Below are 15565 nucleotides of genomic sequence, written 5' to 3' on the forward strand. Positions count from 1 at the left end.
GGCCGGGGTAACGTTGAGCTTGTCGGTCCGACCAAGCGGAACGTCGCCGGGAAGCGCTGGCGATTATTTCTACCGCTTTAAAGGAGAGCATCATTATGGAACCCACACTCTCTCAAGTCATTGAGGTTGTTCGAAACTCCTCAGGTGAGCATCGTAAACCTATCGATAGCAATACGTTGATTGAGGCCGATTTGCATATTTGCGGTATCGATGGCGAAGACCTACTGGAAGACTGCGAAGAAGCGTTTGGCGTTCAGCTTGCCACGGAAGAAGATGGCTACAGGAAAACGTTCTCTCTCGCAGAGAATGAGTATCTGTTTACGGGTGAAGGCATAGACTTTTTTGGCATCTGTCGGTTTATCCGCAGGATACGTGGCATACCCGAACCTGTTATATGTGATTTAACCGTCGGCAAACTTCACGCTGCGCTGGTTAACGCGGTGAAAGAGCAGGTTAAGCACGATTGATTTTTACTTACAACGGGCATGGGATGACATGCCCGTTTTATTGCTTCAAGGGTTACATTAGATGGGAAGCAGGTTACTCAGACATCGCCTGCCCTGTTCCACGCTTAACAACCGGTATATCGCCGGTATCATTCAACGCGCCCGGAAACGTCTTCAACCACTGCGCCACTTTCTTTTTATTTATATTCACCACGCTCATACCTTCCAGGCATCCCCATAATTCTCTTGTATGTTGTGGCGTAATCACAATGCAGTCTTTCATGGCGCGGATTTTTACGGGCATGCCGTTGATGAAACCCGCGCGTTTTAACCAGTCGCCGCCCAGAAGAAGATATTTCATGTCGATACGTGCATAGAGTTCGCAGCAGGCGGCACTGTCCTGCGGCGTCTCCGCGCGGGGATGGACGGGCGCCGCGTTGAGCCGGTTGCCGTGAAGTCGGCGGGCGCTGTTTTTGCGCACCAGCTCGCGGTTTTCAATCATGCCGGTGAAAGCGTCTGATTCTGTTTTGCAAACAGTAAACTCTGGCTTAAAATTCGTCGCAGCCATTTTCAACTCCTCAGTAGTTGGTTGTGGTTAGCGGTATGGGGGTGTTGCAGCACCTTCATATCGCGAATTCTCTCTTTAAATATTCCTTGATACTTCCTTTGCCGTTCGGCGTAATTTCTGGTGCTCATTATACAGGACTGAATATAAATACAGCGGTTTTATGTGGGGTAAATTTGGAATTTGCGAGGGGGATTCAGGAAATAACGGTTGGTATTTTTAATTCGAGAAACAACAACGCTTCGGCCTGAAAATCACTTCAACTCCCCTCTTCCAGATATCAGTTCGTTTGCGAACCTGGCACTATTGCCGCATCGGTTGCCTCAACACCCTTCTCTCTGACCTCTCAAAAATTCATCAAACCTATAGATTAACGATTTACATCACCCTGATTTTGTTATGTGATCCTGTTACAGGCTTTAGTAACGCCCTGCCCAGCCAACCGTAACAGGACTTCATCGATGGAATTTTATCAGGCCGATCCGACGCTTGAGAACTACTGGCGTGGTGTGATCCTCTTTGGAAGGAACGTCGCATCTTACAAATTTGCGCTGGCGTCAGCGTTGTATGAAGTGGATAAGACGGGCAGCGATTTGATTACGCTCGACCAGCTTGCTGTGCCGTTTAGCCGCTATCTTTGCGAGCACCTGAAGCATGCGCCAAAACAGATCACCTCTCGCAGCAGCCAATTCCTGGAAACCTGTCTGAAATTCAACAGAGGTGAAATCACCCATGCCCAGCTCATTGAAGCGACGGTCCGCCTTGGCTTTAACAACGTGATTGATGCCTTTCACTACGTGAACCAGGGCGAGATCGATAAACGTTTTTTCCTTGATGAGCGCAAAACCCACAACGGGATCCGCCTGACGGATAACTTCTATTTACTGGGCGAACGCCTGCAGTATAAAAACCTCGCTTTTGAAACCAATGCCCGCTGGAACCTGGTAGAACAAGCCTGGTCAATGGGGATTTCACGTAACCTTGTGGGCGTGGAGTTCGACGAAGATAATCAGCTGTTGTTCACGAGGGTGAATGCGCGGCGCGTAGACATCACCAGTTGCCGCGACAGCCTGAATGGTTACCAGAAAGGACGATGCTTTTACTGCTTTAAACCCATCAGCCTGGTACCGGGCGACGCAGAACTGGCGGACGTTGATCACTTTATTCCCTGGGCTGCCCGTCATGAAGTGAGCAATATTAACGGCGTATGGAACTTAGTGCTGGCCTGTCGTTGCTGTAACCGTGGCGTTGAAGGCAAATCTGCACGCATTCCCGAGCTCAGGCTCCTGCAGCGGTTACACACCCGGAATGAGTATTTTATTCAGAGCAAACTGCCGTTACATGAGACGATTGTTCTACAGACAGGGCAACGTCCTGAAGCACGGAAAAGCTTTCTTCAGCGTAACTGGCAGGCCGCGCTGGACAAACTTCTCCATACCTGGAAACCCAATGCGGAAGGCGAGGCAACGTTTTAATGACAATTCACTACTATCAGAACCACGCGCAGGATTTCTTCGATGGCACGGTCAATGTCGATATGACCCCGCTTTACGAGGCCTTCACCCAACATCTGCCTAACGGTGGCCGTGTTCTGGATGCGGGCTGCGGTTCAGGACGAGACGCAAAAGCATTTCATGAGATGGGGTATCAGGTGGATGCTTTTGATGCCTCTTCCGCTATGGTGGAACTGGCAAGGCAACATACCGGGTTACCCGTGCAACTGATGACGTTTTCAGAGATCGACGGTAAAGCGCAGTACGATGGGATTTGGTGCTGTGCCTCTTTATTGCATGTCCCCTCTTCTGAACTGCCAGTGGTGATGCGGAAGCTTGCGGATGCGCTTAAACCTGATGGTGTTTGGTATGTTTCCTTTAAGTATGGGAACGGTGAACGCGTTCAGGGTGAAAGACGGTTTACGGACCTGGATGAAAGAGAATTGCGGAGATTACTGAATCATATGACAGAAATAGAGATTTTTCCGCTATGGACTACAAAAGATAATCGCCCAGGCAGAGAGGAAGTTTGGCTTAATGGTATTTTAAAAAGAAAATAACGCTAAAAAAATTCTGATAAGGAAAATAATAAAATTTGAAGGGCTGTAATTACACCGCCCTTCATAGAAAATTAATTATGATTTTGCACAAGAACAGAACATGCTAATCTTTGAGGAATCCAAACTGCCACCACTGGTACGTCGCAAATCATTTTTTGATTATCCTCTTTTAAGTCAATGTTATGAATCTGTACACTTACTCTTAGAGGATCTTTAATCATTATATCTCCGGGATAAATTTCACCACGACGTGAAGACTCAACGGGATAAGCACCTTGGAATAAATAGGAGTTTATTGTACGAATTCTTCTTTCATTAGGACTCATCCTATAAACTATACAACTCTCATTGATATCAGCTTCTATTGCTTTTGCTAAATGTAACAACATTGCAGTATTTGTTTGAGAATCGTTACTTCCAGTTACTCGCAGTTTAATGAGCAGGTTTTCATATAAATCTTTTAAAGGTATATTATCACAAACGAAATGTTTCTGATTCTCGGTGCGCTCATTATGCCCCTCATCTGAAACCCAAGATAAATGACTCAAAAACTCAGTTGTAGCCTCTCTATTATCAATGACTATGTTATTGGAGGGGAAGATTAATTTTGGCACAATCCATTTATCAGAAAATTTTGTATGCATGTAATCAAATTCGAGAACACTGTCCCTACAAGGTTTTAAATCCAAATCCAAAAGAAAAGCTCTTTTCCATGAGTTTAATGGTTTATTTTCTGCCTCTACAACCTTAAGTTGCCTCCTAATATCCTCTTCGTGAATGACATAATTTCTAAATGCTTCAAGAGTACTTTGTTCTAAATAAACCCTGCAGAAACCTAAATAATTTTTCTTGTATCCAAAAAATCTTGCCCTTTGCTGGATAGTATCCGCATTTCCGACTCCGACCCCCCTCGGCATGTAAGTTACAGTCAATCCTTCAACAGTAAATCCTCTATCGACTGCGATCCCCCCCACCAAAATCCATCCATAATTATGCTGCCAATCAATTGCTGGAGTTTTGGTTTTCCTGGCGTTGACTTCGACGATTTGAGTATTTTTAAATGCAATACTGAAAGAGTTTTTGACTTGTTCAAAGGGCGGTAAAGCTGTTGTTTCTTTCAGGTGGTTATAGGACTTTTTAAACTCGTTTAAAAGATCTATTTTATCTAAATCACTATCAGGTAATGCTAAACAGGCTTGCCATTCGTCAAATATACTCCGAACCCATCCATAAAATTCTTTATGCTGAGCTGTTAAATGCGATGGATGGACAAGCATAGAACGATTGCCAGTATTACCAGATTCTTCAATGCCAACAGCCACCCCCAACATAAATATACGCAGAGCATCAAGAAGCGATGATGGAGGGTAAATTAACGGATTATCTCTAGTTGGAACCTCATTTGGAGGAATAAGCTTTATATACGAAGAGTTTCTACCAAAAAAATCTCGACCTCCAATATAAGCATCACCTGGTTCTAATACTTTTACAAAATTTGGTGATAACGAATCTATAATATTAATCAATAACGGAGCTTGTGGAGTTGCAGTATATTGTAAATATGTATGATTCGGTAGAGAGTTTCTTAGCCTAATCAAACAACTATATGTTGCACTCTCTTCACCTTGTGATGCCTCTGTATTTAAACTTACTTGATCTGCCTCATCATCAATGATAAGGACTGAGGTACCATTTAGGTCTATCGCTTCCAGAATTTCAGCCAACCTGTTTATTCTTGAATGGTTTTTCAAAACCGTAATAAGAATAGTTTTTTTATAGATCGCATCGGTTGATGAATCCTTAGATATGGAAAGTGTATTCCGAATCATCTGGCCATCAGACTCTAAAGATGTCGGATTTTCTAGTTGTACCCATCTACGGCCTCTATTCACATCATTTAAGCCTAAGTCTTTTTTTAATCTGTTAGAAGACTGTGCAAGTAAAGGATTTGATGTACCAGCTATAACTATTACTATGTGAAATCCATTATCCCTTGCAAGTGCTGCAACGGTTTCAAACGACATTGTTTTTCCACTTTGCACATAACCAATAACCAGTCCAGTTTCACAGCCATTTTTTATTTGAGGTGGAACCCCATGTGAAAGGATTGAAATAGCATCTTCTAATAATTTTTTTTTTGCTTTATCTGGCATTCCGCTTTGTCCGAGAAAGCCTTCAGTTTCATCCCCCGGCCTCGGCAACCAATTTATTCCATGACTATCGAATGTAATTTTAGTTTCTACGCTCATTTATATTCACCTTTTAGAAAATACATTACGTAATATCTCATTTACATTTCTTCGAATAGTACCAGCTTTGCTTACACCACAATCTCTAGCTAATACTTCTGCTATAGCTAATGCTGCTCCTAAACGAAATACAGCTTCAGATACATCTCCATCTTTCTGTGCGAATTGGATCATCAAGGGGTGAGACATAGACATGCGAATATTTAAACGCCTAACTTCATCGCCTATCTTCCCTGTATCGCTTAATGCCAACCATTCACTATTGGAAAACTCATTAGATATTTCAATACATACTGACCAATTCTGATCTCGGAAAGAAATGTCAAATATCTTATTCATTATTTGAGATTTACATACGACAGTCTCAACTGGAGCATCAACTAAATCAGAATCAAGTATATTGGGTATTGCCGAAGGTAATCCAGCCCTCATTTCTTCAACTGAACTAGTTACTGCTTTTTCAATAATAGAAAGTAATCTACTATTATTACCTCTGGCTCTATAACCTTCAGCTTGACGTAACAGAGGCAAGTCATCGCTATCTAATTTGTCCCGTAGGATTTGGAGAAAAGCTTGCTCGAACTCACCCCATCTAAAACCATCTTTAGTATGGCTGACATCTATGCCATCAATGTGAAATTCACCGAATAAACGCTGAAATCTATAACTATTTGAATTACCAAAAATATATGCAGGACGATAAGTTTCATCAGCACTCCCCTGTATAACCCGACCTCGTCTAAAAAGTGAAAATCCCGCTTCACTAGTATTACCCACGGCCCTAATAGCGGCAAAACCATTAACTGAAAAGTTATTACCAAACGAGAAACTAATATCTTTTCGCCACTCAACAGATAATTCATCAGTACTTTTAAAATAAGGGGCGTTAAGTATTTTAGGCTCTTTAAAGGCTAATTCATCACCATTAACCTTTAATTTCAAAACTTTACTCCTAATAAAATCCCTGTATATACTGGCCAGATGATTTTTAATTTTAAAAATAGTACGTTTTACAGGAGCATGAAAAACATCATTCAAAATAATTTCAGTGAAATGCTGTTCATTAGAGCCTGAAGTTTCTTCTATAACTATTTCATAGACATTATCTGCAATCATGTTATCGATATCGAAATATATTGTTCTTATTATAGGTTCACCTATAACAGATGTGCGTACTTCCCATTTTGGTGAAAACCAGCAAGCAGCACTTTTCATACCCATACCAAACTCAGATAATCCTGTGTTATCAGGAGGTATCGATGCAGGCTTGAAAGCTCGTGGAAAATCTTCTATTGAAATCCCAAAAGCATTATCCTTAATTGATATTCTTGCGGGCAGAGAGGCATCAATTTCAATTTCAACTGTGAGCGTATCCTGTGCATTTTTTTGAGAGTTCGCTAAAAAATTTTGCAAAGCATTATCTACGAACTCTCCGATAGCAAACCAAGGCTTATAATTAAGATGTCGCAAAACTGCCAATATACTAATCCCTGGGCGAATATCAACTTTCGAAAGTGCCATAAATATCTCCTTAAAATGGCTTAATTATTGGCAACACAGCCACTTTCTATAATAGAATCTTGATTGATATTTTTTTCATCTACTAATGCATTTAATAATGCACTTGCAACCCACTCAACAACTTTTGTATTTACTGCATTTCCCAAAGCCTGGAATGCTTGAGTAGGGCTTTCGGGGAGTTTAAGTAACTCATCAAGACTTTGCAGCTTTGCACATTCCCTGGGGGTCATATAACGCTTTTGCCATGCAATAATAGGAACCTGGGTATCAGTCATCGCAATCAAACTCGGAGCTGTCGTTCTTCTTTTGACTCTCACTCCAGACGCCCTAAATTGAAGAACATAATTCCAAATATTTCTCTCTTCGCCATGCACATTCCACTCAAGCTTTTGAAGACTCGAAGGAAATCTCAAAATATCAGGTAACCATTGGTCAATCCAGGATTTATTATCATTATAAAACTTCCTATTTTGCCTGATATAGTTCTTTTTCCATTTAGGAAATTCAAATTCTTCTGTTCGAGCATGACTTGGTAATAATTTCCAGCGTTCATCAATATTTCTTCGCAGGCCAATTTTGCACCCATGGCTCGCCCTAAAGCCTTTTAAACCATCTTTTCCTAAGCGAACTTTCCTCGCATATGGAGTTTCATTTTCGAAAGGATAAGTTGCTCCCCACTCCATTGACCATAAAGGAAAAGAAGGAATCTCAACATCAGGCGGGCATAGCTCTAAGAACTTACTCCAGACATTTAAGCAATCAATAACTTGAGGGGATAATGATTTTGCATTAACCGGATTATCATCTAAAATGCTATCTATTGAAGTATCTAAATTCGAAGCTTCCGGCCATCTAAAATTATCAAGGGGCAACAATGAGCCAACGATATATATACGTTCACGAATCTGTGGTATGCCAAAATGATGTGGAGAAAGTTTTGCCGCATCAATATTATAGCCAAGACCGTCCTTACCAAGAAACTGTTGAATTTTTATCCATGTTTTTCCCTCATCATGCTTCAAAAGATTAGGAACATTCTCTAAAATAAAAAACTTTGGACGTTTATATTTCAATATTTCAACTACGTTGAAAAATAAACCACCTTGTTTTGTACATTCAAAGCCTAGCTGATCACCAGCTTTAGAAAAAGGCTGACACGGAAATCCAGCAGTTAATACATCATGATCAGGTATTTTCTCAAGAGGTACTTTTGTTATGTCACCTTGTGGTCTAATCCCAAAATTTTCTACATAGAGGTTCTGTAGTGGTTCTTTCCACTCCACAGCAAAACGACAAACACCACCTAATCGTTTCAATGCCAGATGGAAACCTCCCAGACCAGCAAATAAGTCTATGAAAGTAAAGTTTTTTTTATTTTCCATTTAAGTAATCTCAAAAAGCAAAATTCTGTCTACATACATTCAAGCATACTAACGGCTGTATATAAACACATACTTTAGTGATAGTTTTGTATACATTAGAATCTCATCAACAGAATTTTACAGTTCGATCCACAAGTATGATGTTTAATCTCATGAATTGTATAATATCAGTTCATTTTTCACCATACACATCATGCTCATCTAGCTATATCATTTCAAAATAACACTTGAATCAAAAAAGATAGACCCACCAATGTAATCCCATCAGTAATTTGATTTAATCAGGCTAAGCAATAGTCAAGAAGGCCCTGTAAAGGCAAGGTTTCAGACACAAAAAAAGCCGCCCTTAAGCGACTTTGATTTGCATCTTTTGGTGCCGAAGGCCGGACTCGAACCGGCACGTATTTCTACGGTTGATTTTGAATCAACTGCGTCTACCGATTTCGCCACTTCGGCACTGAAGGGGATGCGGAAACGTTGTGGATTATACCTGTCGCGCGCCGCCATGCAAGCGACGACGCGCTAAACCCGCGCTAAGTGCCCAAAAAACCAGCGCCCTTTGTCACTCCAGCTCAGACACCGCCAGCCGAATCACCCTTGCCGCCTTCTGCTCCGGCAGCGCCAGCACCTTGGCCCACATCTCCTGCACCATATCGCAGGAGAGCTTCTCTTTGCCCACCGCCTTCTCCGGCATCTGCAGCAGCTGGATGTCCTCGCCGTACTTATCGGCAAGTTGCTTCATAATCGGCCGCACATCCTCGACTGCCGCCTCGCGTTCGGCAGGGGTCACGGTGTGGCGGTTTTTGCCGTAGGCCGCGCGCATCATGTCAGCATCGGCCTGCATGCGCCGCGTCATCAGGTCTTTATCCAGCATGCGCATCGGGTTCACGCCGCCCTTCACCATCGGGTAGAGGAAGCGGAAGCAGGCGTCGTCGCTCACCTTCTGGATGGCGGCGGTCTGCTCCATGTTGATAGTCATGTAGTTCACCACGTTGGCGTCCGGGGCGTTCTGCAGGCGCGTCATCTGCAGATGCAGGATCTGCGGCTGGATGGTGTCGATAATCTGCTGCTCCGGCTCGCCCGCTTTTTGCAGGGCGGCCATCTGGTCGAGGATGCGCTGATGCAGAACAGGCTCCTGCTCCTTAATCACCTGCCAGGCGGGCATCGCGTTGAGGGTGGTATCAATCTGGTGTTCGGGGGCACGCTGCTTATCGAAGAATACCCAGAACGCCACGGCGGCCGCCGCGACGACGACAATCACAATACGGGTCCACGTTTTATTCATCTCACATCCTTATCCTTTCGCTATGCCGGTTTACACCGGCACGCCGCTGTGGAAGCGAAACTCGGTGTCCGGTGTCGAGATAAGTGTGGCTTCAATTTCGCCAAAAAGCTGTATGCGCGGTGAGATATCGTCGTCGCTCACCTGCCGGGCAAGCGTCAGGTAGTCCTGATAGTGGCGCGCTTCCGAGCGCAGCAGCGAGAGATAGAACTTCTGCAGGTCGTCGTCGAGGAACGGGGCCAGCGCGGCGAAGCGTTCGCAGGAGCGGGCTTCGATGTAGGCGCCGCAGATGAGCTTGTCGATCAGCGTCAGCGGTTCGTGGGTGCGCACTTCCTTCAGCATCCCTTTGGCGTAGCGGCTGGCGGTGATTTTGACGTACGGAATGTCGCGGGCCAGCATCGCCTCGCGCACCTGCCAGAAGTGGTGCAGCTCCTCTTTAATCAGCAGCACCATGCTGTCGATCAGCGCCTGGCCCCACGGGTCGTCGGTTTTGGGCATCACGCTTTTGCCAATCTGCCTGTGCAGGGCGATGAAGTCCGGCTCCGGGCCGTCGCGGAAGGTGAACTGTTCGTAGGGTTTGAGCCAGTCGAGCAGCGCGTCGGCACCGCTTTCGTCGGCGACGTATTTACGCACCAGCAGCAGCGCGGTCTGGGCGGCCTTGAGCTCGCACACCATGTGGTCGGTGAGCAGCAGCGGCAGGTTCGCCGGGTCGCGGGCTTTATCAATCCATGCTTGCGGGGTCGGGCACTGGAGGAAGTTGAGTACGGGGGCGAGTATCTGCGGGTAATCCATGGTTCTGCCTTGAAAAAAGCGGTGACGCGCGCCACCGCCTGAAACGCTTAGTGACGCACGCCGTCGTCGTCTTCGTCGACGTAATCTTCGTCGTCGCCTTCTTCGCCGTCTTCACCGTTCGGATCTTCGAAGTAGGTTCCCCAGCCGTCGTATTCCACTTCAAACTTCTCGGCCAGGTTCATCAGCTGTTCGACCTGCGCGTCGATCAGCTCCGCCTTCAGCGCGCCTTCGCTCAGGATGTCGCAGCAGATGACGGTGTCGCCCTCTTCCACTTCCAGCTCTTCCGGCTCGGTCACTTCGTAACCCAGCTTGAAGGCCTCTACCGCCAGTTTTTCCAGCGCGTCGAAATCATCCGCAGAGAAATGGTGCTCGATGGTGTACAGCGCGTCCGGATCGCTACCGTCTTCCAGCAGTTCTTCAATAATCAGACGCGTCTCTTCGCGTTGCTCTTCCAGGTGTTCCGGGTTTGCCATGGCTCAATCCTCTTTAAAGTGCGGCAGATACTTCTATTTTCACACACGGACGGGTTTGCCTCCACCTTTGTTGGAAAGATTTGTGAAACGGGGTTGCAAATGAATAATTACACATATAAAGTGAATTTTAATTCAATAAGTGGCGTTCGCCATGTGAGGATAAAATGTCTGATCTGTACAAGAAACACTTTCTGAAATTGCTCGACTTTACCCCTGCACAGTTCACTTCTCTGCTGACCCTTGCCGCACAGCTCAAAGCCGATAAAAAAAATGGCAAGGAAGTACAGAAGCTTACCGGTAAAAACATCGCGCTCATCTTCGAAAAAGACTCGACCCGTACCCGTTGCTCTTTCGAAGTTGCCGCATTTGACCAGGGCGCTCGCGTTACGTATTTAGGGCCGAGCGGCAGCCAGATTGGGCATAAAGAGTCAATTAAGGACACCGCGCGCGTGCTCGGGCGGATGTACGACGGCATTCAGTATCGCGGCCACGGCCAGGAAGTGGTCGAAACGCTGGCGCAGTATGCGGGCGTGCCGGTGTGGAACGGGCTGACCAACGAGTTCCACCCGACGCAGCTGCTGGCGGACCTGCTGACCATGCAGGAGCACCTGCCGGGCAAGGCGTTTAACGAGATGACGCTGGTTTACGCGGGCGACGCGCGCAACAACATGGGCAACTCAATGCTGGAAGCGGCGGCGCTGACCGGGCTGGATCTGCGCCTGGTGGCCCCGAAGGCCTGCTGGCCGGAAGAGAGCCTGGTGGCGGAGTGCAGCGCGCTGGCGGAGAAAAGCGGCGGGAAAATTACCCTGACGGAAGACGTGGCGGCGGGCGTGAAGGGCGCGGACTTTATCTATACCGACGTGTGGGTGTCAATGGGCGAAGCCAAAGAGAAGTGGGCGGAGCGTATCGCGCTGCTGCGCGGGTATCAGGTAAACGCGCAGATGATGGCGCTGACCGGAAATCCGGACGTGAAGTTCCTGCACTGCCTGCCGGCGTTCCATGACGACCAGACCACGCTCGGCAAGCAGATGGCGAAGGAGTTCGACCTGCACGGCGGGATGGAAGTGACGGACGAGGTGTTTGAGTCGGCGGCGAGCATCGTGTTCGACCAGGCGGAAAACCGGATGCATACGATTAAGGCGGTGATGGTGGCAACGCTTGGGGAATGATTGACTCCTCTGCGGTCTGGTGCCCTCACCCCGGCCCTCTCCCACAGGGAGAGGGAGCAAACACTAAAAAACGACAACAGGGTTGTCGTCAGGAAGAAGAATTCATTTTACTGACGCTTTCTCAGATAGACATTAACCATAATAAGAATTTATGTTTTTATTAACCATTATTTATTGAGTAGATAATGGTTAATATCAGGTCATTATCATTTACAAAACACCGTATATTATCGGCGTAATATTTCCTTATTGCTGCATTTCGTTAATAAGGATTATTTATGTCATGGAATAAGCATGAAGCTGTGTCATACGCCCGTAGCCACGCACTAACCCATACTGGACACTATTGCGCTCGCGCAATCGCCGCCGCCATTCGAGCCGGAGGGCTTAAAATCGAAGGGGCAAATGCTAAGGACTTCTGGCGTTCTCTTGAAAAAGCAGGGTTCTCAAAAGCCTATGGCACCCCCATAGAGGGGGATATCGCGGTGATTGATGCCTTGCCCGGCCCGAATTAGTACGGTCATGTCTGTATTTACGATGGCGCTGGAACCTGGTATTCAGATTTTAAACAGAGAACAATGTACCCGGGGCCAACGTATCGCCAACTCCAGCCAGTCGTCACCTTATACAGGCATTATTAATATGAATAAGCTCATCTTAATTTTATTATTCAGCACAGCAGCATTGGGGGCCGAAGATTTTCAGATACCGATGCAGCGCGCCCTTGAATTCAATCGCTGGTACGTCAAACAAGTGAACAATGATCGTTATCCCATCCAACAGGGAAATGAAATCGATAAGTTCGTTACGGCCAGCACCATGAAAAAATTACGTCATGCAGTCGATCCCCGTTATGCCGACGCTGAATTTTACGAGGCTGATTTTTTTATGAAATCGCAGTATATCGGCGAGGACTGGGCTGAGAATGTGGCTATTGATTCGTATGATTCAGACCCGGTCTGTGTAAACGTGAATATCACGTTTGGCAAAAAGACCCAGCACACAGTCATTGATTGCATGGTTAAAGAAGATGGGGTCTGGAAAATCCAGTCTGTCGCCGCTCGGGATAATAATTGATGTCCCCCGCTAACAATAATGTAGCCGCCTTTGTTGCCGGGTGGCGCTGCGGCCTGATGCCCTCACCCCGGCCCTCTCCCACAGGGAGAGGGAGAACACCGGCTCCATTTCATTGATTTTTCACCCCGAAAAAGGTACGTTTTCGCCTTATTTCCAGCGTGGACATACCAGCATTATGCCGATTATTCAGTCTGTTGAACGTGCGTTGCAGATCCTCGACCTGTTCAACGAGCAGGCCACCGAGCTTAAGATCACCGACATCAGCAAACTGATGGGGCTGAGCAAGAGTACCCTCCACTCGCTGCTGAAAACCCTGCAGCTTCACGGCTATATCGATCAGAACCCGGAGAACGGCAAATATCGCCTCGGCATGAAGCTGGTCGAACGCGGCCATTTTGTCGTGGGCTCCATCGATATTCGTCAGAAGGCGAAAGGCTGGCTGACGGAGCTGTCCCAGCGGACCGGGCAGACCACCCATCTGGGGATCCTGGACGGGCGTGAAGGGGTTTATATCGAGAAGATTGAAGGCAAGCTGGCGGCCATCGCCTATTCGCGCATCGGCCGCCGACTGCCGGTTCACGCCACCGCCATCGGCAAGGTGTTGATTGCCTGGCTGGGCGAGGCCGAGCTGAACGCCCTGCTGGAGGGCTATCAGTACACTACCTTTACGCCTTCCACCCTCGCCTCTCGTGAAGCCTTAATAAGCGCCCTGGCGCAGACCCGCGAGCAGGGTTACGCCCTGGATAGCGAAGAGAACGAGCAGGGCGTGCGCTGCGTGGCGGTGCCGGTGTGGAACCACGAATCCCGCGTCATCGCCGCCCTGAGCCTGTCGACGCTCACCTCCCGCGTGGACGACGCCGAGCTGGCCCGCTTCCGCGAGCAGCTTCAGCAGGCCGGGCTCCAGCTTTCACGCGCGCTGGGCTACCCGGCCTGAGCCGTCAGGCCGGCTCGTAGGTGAAGTAGTCGAAGTCCGCGTGGCAGCCGTCGCCGCTGATGTCCTCGCAGTGCAGCCCCACAAACGCGCCGGTGAAGAAGCCGCGCCCGCCGATGTAGTCGTCCGACAGCTTCCACGCCTCATACGTTACCGGCACGGTGTGCCACGTCTCGCCGTCGAACGAGTAGCTGTAGCGGTAGACCAGCGTATCCACGTCCACGCGCAGCCAGACGCTCTCCGCATGTTCCGGCACCGGAATGGGCTGCTCGTGCAGCGGCCACGACGGCACGTTGTGGTCGAGCTGGATCACCTTGATCGTTCTCCCCAGCCCCTCCTCGTAGTCCACAAAGCAGTAGCTCCAGTTTTTGCTGTTGTAGTAGCAGGTCAGCCCCGCGCTCTGCTGGAAGTGGACCGGCGAGAACTGCATCCGCGTCTCGGCCCGGAAAGTGAAGTGCTGCCAGCGGCGCGCCACGGTCGACTGGGTGAAGGTCGAGTTGAGCGAGTCGTTGCCGTAGAGCCGTAAGTAGCCGGGCCGCGCGGTGAGCGAGCCGAGGGTATCGTCGAACGGAATGCGCAGGGTCTGCAGCTCTGGGTCAAGCGAACTGGCGTCGAAATCGTCCCGCCAGCTGCTCTGAACGGCTGCAGGCTGCTCCGCAACCTGCGGGCCTTTCACGGTCAGCTGCGCGTGCTTGCCGCCTTCCACGTACGGCCAGCCGTCGCGCCATTCAATGCGGGCGATGCCGGTCTCGCGCCCCAGCGGGCAGTAGCCGCGCCCGCCGGAGGCCAGCAGCGGCACGCCGGGCAGACGCAGCGGGCGGCTGGTGAGGTAGGCCATGTACCACTCCCCCGTGTGGGTCTGCAGCAGCGAGCCGTGGCCGCTCTTCTGCAGCGGGTTCTCCGGCAGGTGCCAGCTGGTCATCATCGTCACGTCCGGATGCAACTCGTACGGCCCGTCGATGTTTTTGGAACGCAGCACCACGACGGCGTGCTCGTAGCTGGTGCCGCCTTCGGCCACCATCAGGTAGTACCATCCCGCGTGGCGATAGAGGTGCGCGCCCTCGGTGTAGCAGAGCGGCGTGCCGGTAAACAGGGTTTTACGCTCGGGCGAGAGCGTCCCGGTCTGCGGATCAAACTCCTGCATCACGATGGTGTTGTGCGGGTTGCTGTGGTGGCGCGGCCCCCACGGGCGGTAGATATAGTATTTGCGGCCATCGTCGTCGTGGAACAGGGACGGATCGAACCCGCCGTTGCCCATCGGGATCGGCTCGCTCCACGGCCCCTCAATGGACGGCGCGGTGACGAGGAAGTTGCGGCCGTTTTTCCACGGCGAGTCGACAATCTTCACGTCGGTATAGAGCAGCCAGAACCTGCCGTCGGCGTAGCTCAGGCACGGCGCCCAGATGCCGCCGGAGTCCGGGTTGCCCTTCATGTCCAGCATCGACACGCGGTCCAGCGGGGTACTGACCAGTGACCAGTTTTTCAGGTCGCGGGAGTGGTAGATGCGCACGCCGGGGAACCACTCGAAGGTCGAAGTGGCGATGTAGTAGTCCTCGCCCTGACGGCACAGGGACGGGTCCGGGTTGAAGCCGGTCAAAATGGGGTTAGTGATTTGCATAGTGCCT

General features: G+C 48.8%; 15 protein-coding genes, 1 tRNA gene and 1 pseudogene. 8 read left to right on the top strand and 9 right to left on the bottom strand.

Features of this window, described 5'->3' with window-relative positions; all coding sequences use genetic code 11:
* The first annotated feature begins 95 nt into the window (after positions 1-95).
* A complete protein-coding gene (locus BM007_RS13655; RefSeq protein ID WP_090419256.1) occupies positions 96-467 on the top strand; it encodes a hypothetical protein in 372 nt (123 codons plus the stop codon).
* A gap of 73 nt (positions 468-540) precedes the next feature.
* On the opposite strand, the gene BM007_RS13660 is transcribed toward BM007_RS13655, so the two are convergent.
* The gene (locus BM007_RS13660; protein ID WP_090419259.1) at positions 541-1014 is read right to left on the bottom strand and encodes a SymE family type I addiction module toxin; all 474 of its coding nucleotides are present in this window, start codon (positions 1012-1014) and stop codon (positions 541-543) included.
* A 458-nt stretch (positions 1015-1472) separates the two neighbouring features.
* Between BM007_RS13660 and BM007_RS13665 the strand changes: the two genes are divergently transcribed.
* Complete coding sequence (locus tag BM007_RS13665) at positions 1473-2486, top strand: HNH endonuclease family protein (RefSeq protein WP_090419262.1); 1014 nt, start codon at positions 1473-1475, stop codon at positions 2484-2486.
* A complete protein-coding gene (locus BM007_RS13670; RefSeq protein WP_090419266.1) occupies positions 2486-3064 on the top strand; it encodes a class I SAM-dependent methyltransferase in 579 nt (192 codons plus the stop codon). Before BM007_RS13665 ends, BM007_RS13670 begins: the two co-directional genes overlap by 1 nt.
* A 71-nt stretch (positions 3065-3135) precedes the next feature.
* Here BM007_RS13670 and BM007_RS13675 read toward each other — a convergent pair whose 3' ends face one another.
* The 7 genes from BM007_RS13675 to rraB form a co-directional block, all read right to left on the bottom strand.
* Complete coding sequence (locus tag BM007_RS13675) at positions 3136-5313, bottom strand: Z1 domain-containing protein (RefSeq protein ID WP_090419269.1); 2178 nt, start codon at positions 5311-5313, stop codon at positions 3136-3138.
* A gap of 6 nt (positions 5314-5319) precedes the next feature.
* Positions 5320-6834 carry an ATP-binding protein gene (locus tag BM007_RS13680; RefSeq protein WP_090419272.1) on the bottom strand — a complete coding sequence of 505 codons (1515 nt, stop codon included), beginning with the start codon at positions 6832-6834 and terminating at the stop codon, positions 5320-5322.
* A 20-nt stretch (positions 6835-6854) separates the two neighbouring features.
* Complete coding sequence (gene dcm, locus BM007_RS13685; protein WP_090419275.1) at positions 6855-8216, bottom strand: DNA cytosine methyltransferase; 1362 nt, start codon at positions 8214-8216, stop codon at positions 6855-6857.
* Positions 8217-8587: 371 nt separating this feature from the next.
* A tRNA-Leu gene (locus tag BM007_RS13690) sits at positions 8588-8672 on the bottom strand.
* A 106-nt stretch (positions 8673-8778) separates the two neighbouring features.
* A complete protein-coding gene (locus BM007_RS13695) occupies positions 8779-9501 on the bottom strand; it encodes a topoisomerase II (protein ID WP_090419278.1) in 723 nt (240 codons plus the stop codon).
* Positions 9502-9531: 30 nt separating this feature from the next.
* Positions 9532-10290, bottom strand: coding sequence for a tRNA isopentenyl-2-thiomethyl-A-37 hydroxylase MiaE (gene miaE / locus BM007_RS13700; protein ID WP_090419281.1), 759 nt, complete (start codon positions 10288-10290; stop codon positions 9532-9534).
* Positions 10291-10337: 47 nt separating this feature from the next.
* Positions 10338-10763, bottom strand: coding sequence for a ribonuclease E inhibitor RraB (rraB, locus tag BM007_RS13705; protein ID WP_029739283.1), 426 nt, complete (start codon positions 10761-10763; stop codon positions 10338-10340).
* Positions 10764-10862: 99 nt separating this feature from the next.
* On the opposite strand from rraB, the gene BM007_RS23275 reads away from it, so the two are divergent.
* From BM007_RS23275 to xynR, 5 genes and pseudogenes are all read left to right on the top strand, one after another.
* The gene (locus BM007_RS23275) at positions 10863-10958 is read left to right on the top strand and encodes a putative translational regulatory protein ArgL (protein ID WP_213014347.1); all 96 of its coding nucleotides are present in this window, start codon (positions 10863-10865) and stop codon (positions 10956-10958) included.
* Positions 10928-11932, top strand: a complete 1005-nt coding sequence (argF, locus tag BM007_RS13710) for an ornithine carbamoyltransferase (protein WP_090419284.1) — start codon at positions 10928-10930, stop codon at positions 11930-11932. The genes BM007_RS23275 and argF overlap by 31 nt, the downstream gene beginning before the upstream one ends.
* Before the next feature lie 278 nt (positions 11933-12210).
* Positions 12211-12573 (top strand): annotated as a pseudogene (locus BM007_RS13715) (CHAP domain-containing protein).
* Complete coding sequence (locus BM007_RS13720) at positions 12455-13009, top strand: DUF3828 domain-containing protein (protein WP_254780649.1); 555 nt, start codon at positions 12455-12457, stop codon at positions 13007-13009. The pseudogene BM007_RS13715 and the gene BM007_RS13720 overlap by 119 nt, the downstream one beginning before the upstream one ends.
* 175 nt (positions 13010-13184) lie before the next feature.
* The gene (xynR, locus tag BM007_RS13725; protein WP_090419427.1) at positions 13185-13943 is read left to right on the top strand and encodes a DNA-binding transcriptional repressor XynR; all 759 of its coding nucleotides are present in this window, start codon (positions 13185-13187) and stop codon (positions 13941-13943) included.
* A gap of 4 nt (positions 13944-13947) precedes the next feature.
* Here xynR and BM007_RS13730 read toward each other — a convergent pair whose 3' ends face one another.
* Complete coding sequence (locus tag BM007_RS13730) at positions 13948-15558, bottom strand: glycoside hydrolase family 43 protein (protein WP_090419290.1); 1611 nt, start codon at positions 15556-15558, stop codon at positions 13948-13950.
* Positions 15559-15565 lie beyond the last annotated feature (7 nt).

The sequence above is a fragment of the Enterobacter sp. NFIX59 genome (genome assembly GCF_900113755.1).
Classification (GTDB): domain Bacteria; phylum Pseudomonadota; class Gammaproteobacteria; order Enterobacterales; family Enterobacteriaceae; genus Enterobacter; species Enterobacter pseudoroggenkampii.